General features: G+C 64.8%; 25 protein-coding genes and 1 tRNA gene. 6 read left to right on the forward strand and 20 right to left on the reverse strand.

The window, feature by feature from the left end:
• Position 1: 1 nt before the first annotated feature.
• From ACX80U_RS12170 to ACX80U_RS12245, 16 genes are all read right to left on the reverse strand, one after another.
• Positions 2-250: a hypothetical protein gene (locus ACX80U_RS12170; RefSeq protein WP_459268632.1), complete on the reverse strand. Its 249-nt coding sequence runs from the start codon at positions 248-250 to the stop codon at positions 2-4.
• Positions 247-615 carry a hypothetical protein gene (locus ACX80U_RS12175; protein WP_459268633.1) on the reverse strand — a complete coding sequence of 123 codons (369 nt, stop codon included), beginning with the start codon at positions 613-615 and terminating at the stop codon, positions 247-249. The genes ACX80U_RS12170 and ACX80U_RS12175 overlap by 4 nt, the downstream gene beginning before the upstream one ends.
• A complete protein-coding gene (locus ACX80U_RS12180) occupies positions 612-968 on the reverse strand; it encodes a hypothetical protein (RefSeq protein WP_459268634.1) in 357 nt (118 codons plus the stop codon). Before ACX80U_RS12180 ends, ACX80U_RS12175 begins: the two co-directional genes overlap by 4 nt.
• Entirely contained in the window at positions 965-2,050 is a 1,086-nt protein-coding gene (locus tag ACX80U_RS12185) for a hypothetical protein (RefSeq protein ID WP_459268635.1), read from the reverse strand. Before ACX80U_RS12185 ends, ACX80U_RS12180 begins: the two co-directional genes overlap by 4 nt.
• Positions 2,047-2,400, reverse strand: coding sequence for a hypothetical protein (locus ACX80U_RS12190; RefSeq protein WP_459268636.1), 354 nt, complete (start codon positions 2,398-2,400; stop codon positions 2,047-2,049). The genes ACX80U_RS12185 and ACX80U_RS12190 overlap by 4 nt, the downstream gene beginning before the upstream one ends.
• Positions 2,401-2,462: 62 nt before the next feature.
• A complete protein-coding gene (locus tag ACX80U_RS12195) occupies positions 2,463-2,735 on the reverse strand; it encodes a hypothetical protein (protein ID WP_459268637.1) in 273 nt (90 codons plus the stop codon).
• Positions 2,736-2,776: 41 nt separating this feature from the next.
• A complete protein-coding gene (locus ACX80U_RS12200; RefSeq protein WP_459268638.1) occupies positions 2,777-3,214 on the reverse strand; it encodes a hypothetical protein in 438 nt (145 codons plus the stop codon).
• 2 nt (positions 3,215-3,216) lie between these two features.
• Complete coding sequence (locus ACX80U_RS12205) at positions 3,217-3,810, reverse strand: hypothetical protein (protein WP_459268639.1); 594 nt, start codon at positions 3,808-3,810, stop codon at positions 3,217-3,219.
• Between the two features lie 78 nt (positions 3,811-3,888).
• Positions 3,889-4,032 carry a hypothetical protein gene (locus ACX80U_RS12210; protein WP_459268640.1) on the reverse strand — a complete coding sequence of 48 codons (144 nt, stop codon included), beginning with the start codon at positions 4,030-4,032 and terminating at the stop codon, positions 3,889-3,891.
• On the reverse strand, positions 4,029-4,421 hold the full coding sequence (locus ACX80U_RS12215) for a hypothetical protein (RefSeq protein ID WP_459268641.1): 393 nt from the start codon (positions 4,419-4,421) through the stop codon (positions 4,029-4,031). Before ACX80U_RS12215 ends, ACX80U_RS12210 begins: the two co-directional genes overlap by 4 nt.
• A complete protein-coding gene (locus tag ACX80U_RS12220; RefSeq protein ID WP_459268642.1) occupies positions 4,405-5,796 on the reverse strand; it encodes a ParB/RepB/Spo0J family partition protein in 1,392 nt (463 codons plus the stop codon). The genes ACX80U_RS12215 and ACX80U_RS12220 overlap by 17 nt, the downstream gene beginning before the upstream one ends.
• On the reverse strand, positions 5,793-6,026 hold the full coding sequence (locus ACX80U_RS12225) for a hypothetical protein (RefSeq protein ID WP_459268643.1): 234 nt from the start codon (positions 6,024-6,026) through the stop codon (positions 5,793-5,795). Before ACX80U_RS12225 ends, ACX80U_RS12220 begins: the two co-directional genes overlap by 4 nt.
• Positions 6,016-6,204 carry a hypothetical protein gene (locus ACX80U_RS12230; protein ID WP_459268644.1) on the reverse strand — a complete coding sequence of 63 codons (189 nt, stop codon included), beginning with the start codon at positions 6,202-6,204 and terminating at the stop codon, positions 6,016-6,018. Before ACX80U_RS12230 ends, ACX80U_RS12225 begins: the two co-directional genes overlap by 11 nt.
• Positions 6,201-6,464, reverse strand: a complete 264-nt coding sequence (locus ACX80U_RS12235) for a hypothetical protein (RefSeq protein WP_459268645.1) — start codon at positions 6,462-6,464, stop codon at positions 6,201-6,203. The genes ACX80U_RS12230 and ACX80U_RS12235 overlap by 4 nt, the downstream gene beginning before the upstream one ends.
• Positions 6,461-7,096, reverse strand: a complete 636-nt coding sequence (locus tag ACX80U_RS12240; protein ID WP_459268646.1) for a hypothetical protein — start codon at positions 7,094-7,096, stop codon at positions 6,461-6,463. The genes ACX80U_RS12235 and ACX80U_RS12240 overlap by 4 nt, the downstream gene beginning before the upstream one ends.
• 118 nt (positions 7,097-7,214) lie before the next feature.
• Positions 7,215-7,526 (reverse strand): hypothetical protein, encoded by a 312-nt coding sequence (locus ACX80U_RS12245; protein ID WP_459268647.1) that lies wholly within the window; start codon positions 7,524-7,526, stop codon positions 7,215-7,217.
• Between the two features lie 516 nt (positions 7,527-8,042).
• On the opposite strand from ACX80U_RS12245, the gene ACX80U_RS12250 reads away from it, so the two are divergent.
• The 3 genes from ACX80U_RS12250 (at position 8,043) to ACX80U_RS12260 (ending at position 9,501) form a co-directional block, all read left to right on the forward strand.
• The gene (locus ACX80U_RS12250; RefSeq protein WP_459268648.1) at positions 8,043-8,579 is read left to right on the forward strand and encodes a hypothetical protein; all 537 of its coding nucleotides are present in this window, start codon (positions 8,043-8,045) and stop codon (positions 8,577-8,579) included.
• A gap of 80 nt (positions 8,580-8,659) precedes the next feature.
• Positions 8,660-9,076 (forward strand): ImmA/IrrE family metallo-endopeptidase, encoded by a 417-nt coding sequence (locus tag ACX80U_RS12255; protein ID WP_459268649.1) that lies wholly within the window; start codon positions 8,660-8,662, stop codon positions 9,074-9,076.
• Positions 9,077-9,234: 158 nt separating this feature from the next.
• Entirely contained in the window at positions 9,235-9,501 is a 267-nt protein-coding gene (locus ACX80U_RS12260) for a DUF3263 domain-containing protein (protein ID WP_459268650.1), read from the forward strand.
• 32 nt (positions 9,502-9,533) lie between these two features.
• Here the strand turns inward: ACX80U_RS12260 and ACX80U_RS12265 are convergent, their stop codons facing one another.
• The gene (locus ACX80U_RS12265; protein WP_459268651.1) at positions 9,534-9,731 is read right to left on the reverse strand and encodes a hypothetical protein; all 198 of its coding nucleotides are present in this window, start codon (positions 9,729-9,731) and stop codon (positions 9,534-9,536) included.
• A gap of 422 nt (positions 9,732-10,153) precedes the next feature.
• Here ACX80U_RS12265 and ACX80U_RS12270 point away from each other — a divergent pair, with 422 nt between their 5' ends.
• Entirely contained in the window at positions 10,154-11,128 is a 975-nt protein-coding gene (locus ACX80U_RS12270; protein ID WP_459268652.1) for a hypothetical protein, read from the forward strand.
• Between the two features lie 18 nt (positions 11,129-11,146).
• On the forward strand, positions 11,147-11,719 hold the full coding sequence (locus tag ACX80U_RS12275; RefSeq protein ID WP_459268653.1) for a hypothetical protein: 573 nt from the start codon (positions 11,147-11,149) through the stop codon (positions 11,717-11,719).
• A 21-nt stretch (positions 11,720-11,740) separates the two neighbouring features.
• Here the strand turns inward: ACX80U_RS12275 and ACX80U_RS12280 are convergent, their stop codons facing one another.
• Positions 11,741-12,415 (reverse strand): site-specific integrase, encoded by a 675-nt coding sequence (locus ACX80U_RS12280; protein ID WP_459268712.1) that lies wholly within the window; start codon positions 12,413-12,415, stop codon positions 11,741-11,743.
• Positions 12,416-12,449: 34 nt separating this feature from the next.
• Between ACX80U_RS12280 and ACX80U_RS12285 the strand changes: the two genes are divergently transcribed.
• Positions 12,450-12,866, forward strand: a complete 417-nt coding sequence (locus ACX80U_RS12285; protein WP_459268654.1) for a hypothetical protein — start codon at positions 12,450-12,452, stop codon at positions 12,864-12,866.
• A gap of 77 nt (positions 12,867-12,943) precedes the next feature.
• Here the strand turns inward: ACX80U_RS12285 and ACX80U_RS12290 are convergent.
• Together ACX80U_RS12290 and bcp are read right to left on the reverse strand one after the other, a co-directional pair.
• Positions 12,944-13,025: transfer RNA gene (locus tag ACX80U_RS12290), tRNA-Leu, on the reverse strand.
• A gap of 67 nt (positions 13,026-13,092) precedes the next feature.
• The gene (gene bcp / locus ACX80U_RS12295; protein ID WP_133080793.1) at positions 13,093-13,566 is read right to left on the reverse strand and encodes a thioredoxin-dependent thiol peroxidase; all 474 of its coding nucleotides are present in this window, start codon (positions 13,564-13,566) and stop codon (positions 13,093-13,095) included.
• Positions 13,567-13,633 lie beyond the last annotated feature (67 nt).

The raw sequence follows: 13,633 nt of genomic DNA on the forward strand, positions 1-13,633 counted from the left end.
GTTACGGGGTCGTCTTTCGGTCGAGGATGGCCTGCACGAGTGCGTGGCCTTCCGGATCCGCGAGCGCAGCGGTGAGGGGTGTGCAGGTTGCGCACTCGTCTCGGACGTCGGGTAGCGGGAGGCCGGCCATGGCGGCGTTGAGGTCGGCGTCGTCGGCGTCCCCGATGGGGTTAGCGCAGCCGTTGCAGCATCGCTGCACAGTGATGGTGCGCTTGGTGCCGCTCACCGCGTCGGGCGTGGAGCGCCTCACGCGACCACCCCCGCATGGCGCACTCGTAGCGCGGCCGCAATCATCTCGGCTTGGTGTAGGTTGCCTGCTTCGTCTGGGTGTTCGTAGTTGGCCTCGATCGGCTCTTCCCAGTCGCAGTCCTCACCGTCACATCCAGCAGCGTTGCGGTCCGGATCGTTTGTCGCCCAGAAGACGATGGGGTGGTCGTCGAGGACCTCCTTGATGAATAGTGCGTCGTCGAGCGCTGGCTCCGCACCGCTGGTGTGCCGGGCGCAGACCGGGAGCATCTTTCCGTTGTCCGGCGAGGACCGGTAGGCGACAGACAGGGCGTTGCAGTGTCCCCAGTCGCAGGAGAAGCTGTTGGGTCGTAGTTGGGTGACGCTCATGGTGTTGCTCCATTGCTTCCGATGTCGGCGTAGTCGGTGTCGTCGAGGTCCCACAGGGTGCCCGTGAGCATGTCGGTGACCTGGTCGTGGCCGCAGTGCCGGCACCTGGCGGCCATGAGGTTGACGAAAGGGCCTCGGCGGCCGTGGGTTGTGTCCTTCTCGTCGACGGCGCCGCACTGCTCGCATGCGAGGTCCTCGGTCGGCACGTGGAGCGGGATGGTCGTGTCAATGCGGGCCCACTCCTTCCAGGCCACCGGCACGCCGTCCCAAAGCGGCGGCAGGTCATGCCGGCCCGCTGGATCTTCGGAGTGGCCGAGGAGCAGCTCCAGCTGGCCTTCGAGCTGGGCGGTCATGCTGCTGCGCTCCTTCGCTCGTCAGCGCGGGCCGAGAGGCGAGCGCCAAGGTCGTTTCGGCCGGCCCGGTGGATGGCCTGGTCGAGCGCGCTGCGCGTCATGCCGAGGCGGGTGAGGATCTCTGCGTAGCCGGTCCCGGTCTCGAGGAGGTGCTCGAGGTCCTCCATGCGGTGCGCCCTGGTCGTGAGCTTGGTCGGGGTGATGCCCTCCGGCTTGGCGGCCGGGTCGTCGATCGTTTCGTCGTCCCATGCGAGTGGGGGAGCGAAGCCGTTGCGGCGGGCGTAGTTGCGGGCCCTGGATGCGCTCTGCCTGCTGCGCTGGTCGGAGCACGGGGCGGGCTTGTTCCACAGCTCGTCGTACAGCGCGCGGACGGCGAGCGCGGTGCGGGCGGTGACCTCGTCCTGCTGCATGACCTTGGTGGTGTTGCTGCCGGTCATGCTGATGCGGTTGCCGAGCCTGGTGATGGAGTAGCCGAGGCAGACGAGGGCCTGCAGGCGGCGGACGGTGCCGATCGCGGGTACGAGGTGTCCGGGTGCCATGAGGTCGAGTGAGGGGCGGACAGCCATGATCTTCTCGGCGGTCTCTCGTTCCACGCGGGCGCGGGGCGACAGGCCTTGGCTCGGCACCCCGTACATGAGACGGCCGAGGGTGGCGCTGCTGAGGCCGGTGAGGGTGCGCAGGCGCTTGATGCTGATGCCCTGGCGTCCGAGCTCGAAGCAGTACTCGCGGACGGGGCCGGCCTCGACCCTGCCCGAGTCGTACCGGCCATAGGCGATCTGCCGGCTGCGTACTCGCTCCGTAACGGCTTGCGCGTCGCGGCATGGTCGGCACCTGCAGGCGTCGAGGATGTACGCGGTGCGGGTGCCGTGTTCGTGGCGGGCCTGCTTGTGATGGCACTCCCGCTTCACGCCTTCCGAAGCGCGCTGCTGGGTGGCCCTTTTCGTGCGAGCCGCGATCAGGTGGTGCCTCTGGCAGGAGTGCGTCCGGAAGCCCCTGTCAGCGAGGCCTGCGGTGCGGCTCGTGACGCTGTACCCGCACTCGTGGGTGCGGGTGAAAGAGCCGCTGGGGACCCGGGCGCTCACTGGTCGCTCCCCTCGGGGTTGAGCATGAGCTGCTCGTGGGCTTCGAAGAGCTCCATGGCCTTTGCCTTCGTGTGGGCGATGAATACGGCCGGGCACCACTCGCACTGCACTACGTAAGCGCGGCCGACGAGCTTGTGGCTGGAGCGTGCATCGGCGATCGCGTCCTGGTGCCACGCCTCGAGCGTCCACTCGTCCGATGGAGCCTCTATGTATCCGGCGCCGCGGACGTCCGTCGCGTACACGGGACCGGGTGTCACCGAGGACGCGGGCAGGTTGGTCTCGCCGCCGTCCGCCCACTTCCGGCCCTTGTACTCGTCCTCGTGCTGCCCGCGCGGGTGCAACCAGTCCAAAGTGCACGTCGCGCCGCCAGGGCCCTCCGCTTTGCAGATGTCTCGATCGTTCGCTGGTGCGGTCATGGACGCCACCCGGCCTTGATCTTGTCCCGGGCGGTGAGCTCGGCCGCGATGGAGCGCGCCTGCGGGTGGGCTTTCCACCCGTCGAGGAACACGCGCGGGTATGCGGCCGTGGTCATGGTGCGCAGCTGCACGTAGTTAGTGACGTACAGGACCTCGTGGCGGTTGTACTCGTTGGCGATTGCCCACTTCTCGGCCGACGTCTTGTCCTTCGCGAAGATCAAGAGCTTGTCCGCGGGAGTGCCCGCGTGCTGGCGCAGGCGGGTGTGCATGCTATTCGCCTGCTCCGGCACGACTAAAATCGGATCGCGGCTCACTGCTTGCCGTCTTTCGGGAAGTCGTGGCCGGCACCGTTGCGGAGCGTCGAATGACCCTTCTTCATGCGGCATTGAGCGTGCGTGTGAAAGCCGAACCGCGCATGCCGCTGATCCGACCACTCTTGGCAACGTGGATCACCATTCGCCAAAATGGTCTCCGTTCGCCCCAACAGGTCGAGGGCCGTCAGGGGCTCACCGTCCTGCTCAGGTGCGTCCGGCAATGCGGCTGAGGCGTAATGCCAGTCCGCCTCCACCGAGTGGTCCCACTCGGCTGACCAGGTCCAGTGGCTCTCATTGCGACCTGAGCCCGACCCTGTTTTCACGTGCGCCTCGTCGGGGACGAGAGCGGCCAGCGCGGCGAGAGTGGAGGCTGTGAGGCGTCCGTCGCCGAGGGCTTCGAGTCTGTGGGTGATCTTGATGTCGTCGAAATCCATGGTCAGGCCTTCCTGATGGTTGAGAGTGGGACGCGGATCTGGAAGCGGCGGCGCTTCTGGTAGGGCTCGAAGTCGTTGGGGAGGCGTCGTGGCCAGAGGGTGCGGGACTGGTGCCGGTTGCGGATCGTCCAGGTGTCGAGCTCGATGCGCTTGCCCTTGATACGCACGATGGCGCTGGTGCCGACGAGCCAGCGGCACCCGTTCGCTTTCAGCCAGTGGCTGATGCGGTGACAGGCCCAGTCGCTGAGCTTCTCGGGGTCGAGAACCGGTCCTCGGATCTCGCTGGTCCAGTGATCTGTGATCCAAAGCGGCATGAGGCTGGCGAGAGCGAGCTCGCGGCCGCCGTCGAGCGCTTCGAGGATCCAGTTTGTTTCGTCGTTCGGCGGGCCATCGAAGGCGTTGGGATGCACTGTGGGTCCGCCCATCAAGGCGCCGCGAAAACCCTGCTCTTGGTCAATGACCTGGTACGTGTGCGCAGCGGGGTGGGTGACCACCACGTATCTGCCGTCTCGGGTCTCGCCTGCGACATCCCAGCGGCCGTTCAATAGGCCGAATCGGATCTGATCGTGGGGCTTGAGCGCGACGTGGTTCAGCACGGGTGCTCCTTCCTGATGTGATCGGCGACCAAGGTGGCCACCGGGTGGTTGTACGGGCAGTGCGGGCAAAGGTTCGGGTCAGGTGCCTTGCCGGCCACGGCAGCCCTCGCTCTCGTGGTCTTGGTCCTGAATGTCGAGAAGGCTGTGAATCAGGTAGTAGGAGATGAGGCTCCAGATGATGCCGCCTGCGATTGCGCCTGCGGCGAAGGCGAGCGCGGTCATGAGCGGATCCGCTCGGCGCCCCAGAGGACGTCTTCGACGGTTCTGGCGACAACGTCGCATGTGGCGCAGCGGATGGTCGCTCCGCGGCGGCCGGCCCGGGACAGGTTGTACTGGGCGGCTTCGCGGAGGGTGTCGAGGTGGTCCTCGCAAACCAGGAGGACGGAGGGACAGATTCCCTTCGGGCTGTCACCGGCGCCGTCGTGTGTGCGGATGGCCCAGACAGCCAGTCCGTGGCAAGGCTCGTGTCCGTGAGCCTTGGATGCCGGCTCGTTGCCGACGTTGCACTGAGGGTGCGCGTCGGCGAGCGCGATCGGTGTGTCGACTTCGCTGACGATGCAGATTTCTTCGCGCTTGTGCTTGATACGTGGGTACTCACGCGGCGTTGGCATCGTCGGCCTCCTCGTCGGCCGCGTCGGCCGCGTTGGCTGCGGCGGCGCGATCTTCGTTGGCCCTGCGTTGCTCGGCCCTCAGAGCGTCGTGTGCCTCGGTTTGGAGGCGTAGGCGCTCCATGGCTTCCTTCTCGATGTCGCTCCACTGGTATCCGAGGACCTCGGTGAGCGTGCGCCTGGCCGTCGCGGTGTAGTCGTAGCCGTATGGGCTGGGGCCCCAGTAGTCCGGCTTCAGGAGGTCCTCACTGTCAAGGAGCGGGACGAGAGCCTGCGCGATGACGAGCTGCTCGAGCGAGTACTTCTCCAGGGCCGCGGTTACCTCTGCTGGTTTCGCGTCCGCGGTGAGCCCAATCAGGTCTCGGGCGCCCTTGCGCTGCATGAAGTACTCCGCCGCTCGTGGCAGCTGAATCCTCTTCGCTAGGCCGACGGGCGGCGCGGTGAAGAGGTCCTCGAGGAACTGCCGGCGAACATGCCCGGCGACATTCAGGCCGGCCTCGATCCGCCCGTACTGCTCGGCCTCTGCAACCTCCTCCGCGGTCAGCTCGCGAGGTGCGCTGGCGCCCGGCAGCTCGGAGCGCAAGATCGCCCACTGAACGAGCCCGTTCTGAACGATGATGGCGCGGTGGCCAGCATTGACGTGCTGGGCGGAGGTCATGCCTTCCTCGTCGGGAGCGGGCGCGTATTCGCCGCTATATGGCCAGTGTTCGGGCCGTGGCATCGGCTCGACGCCGAGGACTTTCAGTGCCTTCCGCGTCCGCTGCGCCTGCGCTTCGTGCTTGCGCGCCTCGCGGAGCCGCCGGACCTGGTACTCCCAGTCGTACGTGCCCGTCGCGTTCAGCAGCTTCTTCGTGCCCGCCTCGTCGTCGGCGAACTCCGCGAAGACCAGGGCCTGCTCGAGAGTGATCTGGCCGTCATCCAGCTTCTCCGCGATCGGGTCGGAAACCTTCGCGAGCTTGATGCGGTCCTGCACAAGACGTGCCTTGCGGCCGGTGTTCTCCGAGATCCGCTTGGCGTTGTACCCGGGTAGCTCCAGCAGCTGCTGGTACGCGCGGGCCTCCTCCATCGGGGACAGGGCATTGCGCTGTGTGTTCTCGACGATCATGAACTCGGTCTGCGCCTCGGCGGTGGCGAGGTCCTCGCGGATCATGCACGGAGCGGTCTTGACCTTCGCGAGCTTCGCGGCCGCGAGCCTGCGGTGCCCGCCAAGGACGACGTACTTCGTCCGCGCAGTGGGGTGAGGCACGACGGTGAGAGCCTGGACGATGCCCTTGGCCTTGATCGATGCGGACAGGTCGTCGAGGTCGTGGAGGCTGCGGCGCACGTTGTGCGGGTGGGGCTCGAGCTTCGCCAAGGGGATGTCCTGCAGGTCGCTCATGACGGTCCTTCGGTCGGGGTTTTGTCGATCTGTTCTGTGGTGATGAGGGCGCAGACGAGGAGCATCACGCCGTAGTCGTGGTTTCCGCGGGCAAGCTCATCGGCTGCGCGCTGCGCCTGCAGCTGCGCTCTGACCTCGAGGACCCGGAGGCGCGCTGTCGTCCCTTCGAGGAAGCCGGCCTCGACCGCGTCGACGGGGTCGGCGGCCGCGGAGTTGCCGTCAGCTTGCACGGGGATGCCACTCGGCCTCGAGGACCAGTGCGGCGAGCGCGTAGACGACCAGGAGGTGCCGGCCGTCGAAGCTGCCCGGAGCTGCGGTGGTGGTCACGAGCAGGAGGGCGACGGCGACGAGGAGCGCCCATGCGAGCATGCGACGGCGGTGACGGACGATCGGGGTGGCGGTGCTCATAACGGGAGTCCTTCCTGCTGTCCCGCTGTGCGGGGTTCGGTGATAGCGAAGCCGGCCACGACCTGACCGTTGATGAGGATCTGGTTTGCGCCGAGGTCGACGTCGATGCGTTTGGCGGTCGTCCATTTGGTGCGGACGTACGCAGCGAGCTGCGAGCGCAGCTCGGCATTGTTGCCGTAGTGCAGTTGGGCCGGCTGCCGGTAAGGGCGATGCCCGGTTGGGTGCACGTAGGCAACTGCGCGGCGGCGAGTGCCGCTCACTGTGGTGGCCAGACGTTGTTTCGGCGGATCGTGGTGACCGCACCCTTTGCGATGTCCGCCGGAGTCGGGAAGCTGTCGGTCTCGGACGGCACTGCCTTAGCGGTGCGGGCGGCGAGCGCTGTGATGACCTGATCGGCGGCCCGGGCGTCTGCTGCGAGGTCGTCGGCTTCGCTTGCCGCCAGTTCTTCTTCCTCGCGTTGATGCTGGTCGTGCTCCCACTGGAGATCCGAGTCGCTCGACGGGGGAGTGGCCGAGGCAACTTCCATGGTGCGGTAGGTGTCGACTGCGGCGGCGATGTCGCCGAGGAGCGAGCGGCAATGAGAGACGGTGTTGGCCAGGCGCCGCTCGAGGTGCTGAGCTGCGACGTCGGTGAATCCCGTCTCGTCCAGTTCAGACAATCCGTAGACCGCCTTCTCTAGGCGCTTGATGCTGTCGTGCAATGTGGCTACCCGCCGGCGGCGAGCGCTGCCGGCGACCTGGCGGGACTTCTCGGCGCGGCGCTGCGCGTCCGGGTCCGGGCGGAAGCCGTCGGTCTCGGCGGACCAGTGGGGTTTGTCGAGGCCGTGAAAGTAGAGGTTGAAGGGGATCGACACCAGCGGCTGGGCCGATTTAGGCATAGGTGTAGCGGACATTGGCATTTCCTTCGGGTGAGGAGGGGAAGGTGTGGGTGACCGGGAGTCGCGGGTCTCAGGCACGACTCCCGGTCGGTACTCCCGGGCGGTTGGGGGTCACGCTGTGGGAGGGTCTGTGTCAGCCCGTGCGCTGGGCCTGCGAGCGCGAGGTGCGCCGATGGGATCTCTCAGTGGCGCCGAAGACGTTCGGCGGCTCGGAGATCGCAATGAGGTCGGCCGGCGTCGGGGTCGGATCTGCCTTCGGTTCAGCGGGCTGCCTCATGGATTGCACGAGCAGGTCGATCTGCTCACGGGTGAAGAGGATGGCGTTCTTCGAGCCACGTGAGCATTCGATCTCCTTCGCGCGGGCTTTCCGAATGATCGTGAACTCCTGAATAGCGGGAGCGAGCTCCTCGGCCACTTCCTTCGGAGTGAAGAACACCTTCGTCATGCCACTGCCCTTTCCTTCTGCTTGACGCGCTGTACCGCACTGGGGGACTTGTGCTCCGTGAAAAGGACACTGGTCGGGACGTGGAGAACCCGCGCTATGCGGTCAGCCAGGAGTGGGGTGCAGGACCGGCGGCGCTCGGCAAGCAGATGCGAAATGAAGCCCTTCGAGCATCCGACGTAGTCCGCCATCATGCCGAGTGAAATCCGATTCTGCTCCATCAAAGCCCGCAGTGTGCTGGAGCTGTTCAGGCGCATCCAAACTCCTCGGGTTGGTCTTCTTCTGGTCTTCAAAGTGTCCCCTAGTAGACGTCTATCTGTCAATCAGTACGGTACAAACGTAGGTCCACTGGTAGACGGGTGTCAATACCGGGGAACTACCTCTCCCGCGCGCAGTAGCAAGACACGAGCGCGATCGGGGAAACACTTAGTAGACGGTTCGGTAGTGTGAGCCTGTCCAGCAGTGGTAGACGGCTAGGTTTCCGTCCCGTTGCGCACTCCTGACAGGAACGATGAAGCTATGGCCATGCAGTCGATCAGCGAGCTACTCCGGCACGAGAAGGACGCCTCCGGGCTTTCCTACCGTGATCTGGTGGAGCGCGCCTCGAAAGCTGGCTACAGCCTCAAGTTCCAGTACCTCAATGAGCTCGTCACTGCTGGCCCGAAGAGTTGGCCGAAGAACCCGGACACGTTCCGGGCGATCGCCGCCATCCTCCGGACCAGCGAGAAAGCCGTGGTGCTTGCATACGCCGCAAGCCTCGGTCTTGACGTCGCGGACCCTACCTCCGCACTCGCTAGTCGCCTACCGGCGGGAACCGAGAAGCTGTCGCCTTCCATGCAAGACGCTCTCATCGCCGTGGTGCGAGCAGCGACCGAGGAAGAGGGTGATGGGAATGTCAGTACCGCCCCCATTACACGAGCAGGGGAGAGCCCTGCATCAAGCGACGGGACGACGCAAGACGACGTCGACCTCGCCGCATACGAGACTGGGCACGAGAGCCAGGGACGACGCCTCAGGCGGCTGCAGGACGAGGCCGCCGAGGCCGCGCAGGAGTAGCGGAGACGCGCTCCAAAATCACACCGTTGTAGTTCACCTTGCGAACCAATAAGGTCACCGGCGCTCTCTAATTTGGTGGCATGGTCTCAACCCACCCTTGGCGTGAACTGCGCGCACTGCCCCACATCACCGTGGAGTGGGTCGAACTGCCCGACGGCGTCCACGCCCGCACCAACGGCGTCGACCGGATCCTCATGGACAAGTGGTTGCTGCAGGTCGAGCGCCGGTGCGCGCTGGCCCACGAACTCCAGCACATCCGCATGGGGCACCGCGGCCACCAGAGTCTACGCATCGAGCTCATGGTCAGGGTCATCGTGGCCCGCCGGCTCATCTCACTCGAGGACTTGATTGCCGCGTACCGCTGGGCGGGGGACGACCTCTGGGAGATAGCCGACGAGCTCTGGGTCACGCCCGAGGTTCTCTGGGACCGACTCACTCACCTCGACGCAAAGGAACGCGATGCCCTCCGCGCCCTTGACTCCAGTGAGTCGAGGTGAGGCGGGGCGACATTCCGGCGACCGACGTCAGCGAAATGCCGCCCCACACGGGCGGCCCGCTGCTAAGCCAAATACCCGCTCTTCCAGTAAGACACAGATCAGGGAGCTGTATTGAAGATCAGCGTGCCCTAACTCATACGGACAGGAGACTTCCGAACGTGCAACGCGCGGCTACCTCAGCCCTCACTGACCGAGACCAGAAGATGCTGCTCATGGCCGGCGCCAACTACAAGCACCAGGGCGCCCGCGAGAACGCCATCACCAGCCTGTTCAACGTCACGCCCACGGCCTTCTACCAGCGCATCAACCAGCTGCTCGACCTCGAAGCAGCACTCGCCTGGAACCCGATGCTCGTGCAGCGGCTGCGAGCGCAGCGGGGGAGTCGTACCCGCCCACGTGTGACCCGGCTCGGGGCGCTGATCTAGTCGCCGTGATCGGGCAACAGGCGCGGTCGGTCTTACAGTGTGAAGCGGTTCTCCAGCTCGCGGATGTTCGTCACCAAATCTCGGAGCGCCAGGGAGATCAGGTCGAGCTGCAGTTCCGGAAGGTCGATCTGCCGGAGCGCGTACTGGGTGAACTCGACCTCCGTCGCGGTACCAGCATTCGCGAAGTAGTAGAGCCACACTTCCTCCAAGTTGAGTCCCTCCTCCAGCACGATCCGCGCCAGCTGGGCCCTCTGCTTGTCGGCATCCTTTGCGTTCCCTCACATTCATCTGCCATTCGACGCCATCCATGGTTTCAGGATTCCTACCGGGCGGTGGGGTGGATCCATGGGTTGCGGACTGCACTCAACCGACCTACCGGCGAGCAGGGCGGGTAGAGCGGTCGCGCCAACGCGTGCTGCGACTGGGCGCCCTCCTTTGGGTAATTGCACGCATCCGCGGTCGATGAGTGACTCGACCTCAGCCCTGCGATTAGTATCAGGCCCAGCGAACTCGCGTTCGCAGGTCTTCGATTCAGGCGGTGCTTCTTGTGCCTGGATCTCTCACATCCAGCTTGGAATACGGGGAACCCTTGTCTACGTACGGCTACCGCTTGCACCTGCTCACCCTGCACCTGGGTCGGGGGCAGACGGACATGAAATTGCATGACCTGTCCTTCGCAAACCGGAACCACGACGCTTACGAAGAGCTGTTCCTCCGACTCACCGAGATGAAAGACAAGCTCTTCCTAGGTGAAGCCACCTACCTTCGGGACCTCGACAAGGAGGCGGCACGCAAGGCAAAGCTGGACGATGAGGACGAACTGGTGCCCTACCTGATTGTCACCGACGTAACCCGAGAGCGCCGACGGATCGACGTCATCGCAGCTTATGGGAAGGAGAACGACTACGAGGATCTCCACAGTCGAGACGGGTCGCCGTCCGTGCAGATGAAGAAGAAGGCAGCAACCCGTAAGTACCAGGTGACATTTCACGTACCGTCCGTGGGTACGGAGGCCATTATGGTGTCCATAACGAAGGGCCGGTCGTACCTCGGTGAGACACTGCTACAGCGGCTCAACGTTCAGAGTCAGCGAGGCGCTGTCAGCTTTGATGGTGCCGGCACGCCGTCGGAAACGCCATGGATTCGTTGGCGGCCCGCCCCGATGTTCGACCCAGGCCGTATAGACACCATCATCAACGAAGGTGCGTCTCATGCGCTGACCTTAACAGGTAGGGGGCGCCTCCCTTCCGGAGCCCAATCCTCAGGGACGATCAAGCTCACGGAGCAAGGCATCCCAGTGTCGAGGATGTCAGACCTGATTCAGGTCATCCGGAGCTGGTGGGGGAGGAAGAAGGTAGGCTCACCCGAAGATCGAAGCAAAGAGGGAGCTCAGGAGCTTGGCGTCCTGGTCAGCGCCGACATCGACAACTTTGACTATGAAGATGGCGAGATTTCTTTCCTCGAGAACGGAAAGAAGCAGACGATCACCCCGAACACGATCGAGCGCCTGTTCATCTACCCCATCGGGGACGTATTGCCGTCCCCCGCCATCTGGCGATCAACCGTCGCAGGCAAGCTGAAGTCCATCAATACGGGCCTTCAGATCGAGCTAGACTTGACCGAGTAAGAAAATCTGGAGGCATCAATGTTAGACAGATTGATTCCAATCGAAGTCTTTCGCGGCCACTGGAAAGGCTTGTCCGACTACCGGACCACTCCGACGAAACCTGATGTAGTCGCTCGGATTTTCGTCACCGTAGTCCCGCTCGGCGCCTTCATCGCCATGATGTTCACGCATGGATCGATCTCGGCGCCAGCAGGACTGCTCAGCGGGATGGCACTGCTAGCTGGTGGTTTACTGTCTGCATTCGGTCAACTCTCATCTCTCCGGTTGAAACTCACCGATCGCGCGGACGACTTCGCGCTATCTGAGCAGGGCAATCGGGATTTCTTGGACGAGACTGCTGCTCATCTGCTCGTGGCTGCCTACATGGCCGGCGTGACGGCGATACTGCTGGTGTTGGGCATGAACTTCTCGACGGACCATGAGGGTGCGATAGTCGGATTCTTGGCGGCCCTGGCGGCGCTCACGGGCGCGCATGTGGCTGCCGTGTTCCTGCTGGCTCTACCCCGTTTGTACGTCGCGTACACCACTATCAATGGAGTGCGACTTGAACTGAGCGGGACGCACTCCAATAAGTCTTTCCGGCGTCGCTGAACCCCTTAACTGCGGATCAGTCTATAACTCGAGCAGGTCCGCGGCACTGGCGTCCGCCCCGATGGCGAGGTGCCCGTAGGTGCCGACCGTGGTGGTGATGTTCTCGTGTCCGAGGCGCGCCTGGATAACCGGGAGCGGGACGCCGGCGGCAATAAGCCAGCTCGCATGCGTGTGCCTCAAGTCGTGCGGCGTGGGCGCCTGATCAAAGAACGGCTCGACGTCACGGGCGAGCAGCAACTCCATCGCGGGCAGCCAATACACCCGCCGGAACAGATCATGCCGCAATGGGTCTCCCTTCGTGTTCTGGAAGACGAGCTCGTCCGGTCGGAGGCCGTGGAGCTGCTCGGCCACAGCCGGGGTCAGCGAGCGCTGCAGTGCGACGGTGCGCCGGCTCTTCGGGCTCTTCGGGCCGCCGAGCTCGTAGCCCTTCTCGATCTTCTTCCACGCCCTGGTCACATGGACGACGTACCGCCCGTCGTCGTACTTTCGTACGTCGCGCCGGCGGAGTGCTGTGGCCTCGCCATACCGGAGCCCGGACGCGGCAAAGAACCGGATGAGCGTGGCGTACCGCGGGTCGATCGTGTCGGCCAGCACCTCGACCTGCGGTTTGCTCAGGAAGATCGCCTCTCGCGTCCGAACAACAGACTTGGGCCCGGCGGATACCCTTGGCCACGTTCTCGGGGACGAGGCGGCCAGCGACGGCCGTCTCCAGCGACGCGGAGAGAAGTGCGTGAATGTTTTTACGGGTCTTGTCCGCCACGCTCATGCCCTCAAACCAGGACAGGACCTGCGAGCGCCGGAGCCTGTCGACGGGGATGCTGCCGAGGTGCGGGTCGATGTGGTTCTCGAGGAGGCGGCGGTAGCGGAAGCGGGTGCCAGGTTCGATGCCGCTGATGCCGGCAATGTGTTCGGCGACGACGTCGCGCACCCGTGGGGCCGTGGATCGGAGGTCGGCTGCCGCCTCGGACGCGAGCGCGAAGGACTGGCCGTTGGCGTTGAGGAAGTTCTTCAGCATCTCCGCAGCAGACGGATCATCGAAGGACTGCGAGCGCTGCTTGCGCGTCTCGGGGTCGCGCCACAGAACCTGGTGACGGGTCGATCCATCGGACCGGGTCTGGTGCTTGATGCTGGCCATAGACCGGAATAGTACGAGTCCGATCAACACTTTCGCCAACTTCATCAACACCAGCCCGGCCAATGCGCCTCTGACTAGGCGTTTTACTGTGCGCAAGAGGGGACTTGAACCCCTACGTCCGAAGACACTGGAACCTAAATCCAGCGCGTCTGCCAATTCCGCCACTCGCGCTCGGGCTGCTCCGCTGGAAGCGGCCCGTCCTTTCACTGTAACGCGAAAGCGGGCACCCTCCCGAGCCCTACCGGTCGATGCCGAGGTCCCGCCTGAGCTTCGCCACGTGGCCGGTGGCCTTGACGTTGTACTGCGCGAGGGCCACCTTCCCGTCGGGGTCGACGACCACGGTGGAACGGATGAGCCCGTCGTAGGTCTTGCCGTAGTTCTTCTTCTCACCCCAGGCGCCGTAGGCGTCCGCGACCGCGTGGTCCGCGTCGGACAGGAGGGGGAACGTGAGGGACTCCTGCTCGGCGAAGGACGCCAGCTTGGCGACAGGGTCCGGCGAGATCCCGAGCACGCGGTACCCGGCCGCGCCGAGCGAGGCGAGATTGTCACGGAAGTCGCAGGCCTGGGTGGTGCAGCCGGGCGTGGCAGCAGCGGGGTAGAAGTACACGACGACGCTGCTGCCCCGCTGCGAGGACAGGGTCACCTCGTTGCCTTCGGCGTCGTTGAGCGTAAAGTCGGGGGCACTATCACCCGCGGCGAGTCGTTGCGACATGAATACTCCTAGAGGTTCGTTACTCGGCCGGAGCGGGATGCGCCCCCCGGATCGGCCTGTCCGGCCG

This window comes from Arthrobacter sp. TmT3-37 (genome assembly GCF_054510835.1).

Coding starts and splice junctions, on each gene's coding strand:
- ACX80U_RS12220 (WP_459268642.1), bottom strand. CDS start 5,796: ATGAGCGACCTGCAGGACATCCCCTTGGCGAAGCTCGAGCCCCACCCG.
- ACX80U_RS12175 (WP_459268633.1), bottom strand. CDS start 615: ATGAGCGTCACCCAACTACGACCCAACAGCTTCTCCTGCGACTGGGGA.
- ACX80U_RS12275 (WP_459268653.1), top strand. CDS start 11,147: ATGTTAGACAGATTGATTCCAATCGAAGTCTTTCGCGGCCACTGGAAA.
- ACX80U_RS12200 (WP_459268638.1), bottom strand. CDS start 3,214: ATGGATTTCGACGACATCAAGATCACCCACAGACTCGAAGCCCTCGGC.
- ACX80U_RS12250 (WP_459268648.1), top strand. CDS start 8,043: ATGGCCATGCAGTCGATCAGCGAGCTACTCCGGCACGAGAAGGACGCC.
- ACX80U_RS12210 (WP_459268640.1), bottom strand. CDS start 4,032: ATGACCGCGCTCGCCTTCGCCGCAGGCGCAATCGCAGGCGGCATCATC.
- ACX80U_RS12270 (WP_459268652.1), top strand. CDS start 10,154: ATGAAATTGCATGACCTGTCCTTCGCAAACCGGAACCACGACGCTTAC.
- ACX80U_RS12255 (WP_459268649.1), top strand. CDS start 8,660: ATGGTCTCAACCCACCCTTGGCGTGAACTGCGCGCACTGCCCCACATC.
- ACX80U_RS12240 (WP_459268646.1), bottom strand. CDS start 7,096: ATGTCCGCTACACCTATGCCTAAATCGGCCCAGCCGCTGGTGTCGATC.
- ACX80U_RS12245 (WP_459268647.1), bottom strand. CDS start 7,526: ATGACGAAGGTGTTCTTCACTCCGAAGGAAGTGGCCGAGGAGCTCGCT.
- ACX80U_RS12195 (WP_459268637.1), bottom strand. CDS start 2,735: ATGCACACCCGCCTGCGCCAGCACGCGGGCACTCCCGCGGACAAGCTC.
- ACX80U_RS12215 (WP_459268641.1), bottom strand. CDS start 4,421: ATGCCAACGCCGCGTGAGTACCCACGTATCAAGCACAAGCGCGAAGAA.
- ACX80U_RS12230 (WP_459268644.1), bottom strand. CDS start 6,204: ATGAGCACCGCCACCCCGATCGTCCGTCACCGCCGTCGCATGCTCGCA.
- bcp (WP_133080793.1), bottom strand. CDS start 13,566: ATGTCGCAACGACTCGCCGCGGGTGATAGTGCCCCCGACTTTACGCTC.
- ACX80U_RS12180 (WP_459268634.1), bottom strand. CDS start 968: ATGACCGCCCAGCTCGAAGGCCAGCTGGAGCTGCTCCTCGGCCACTCC.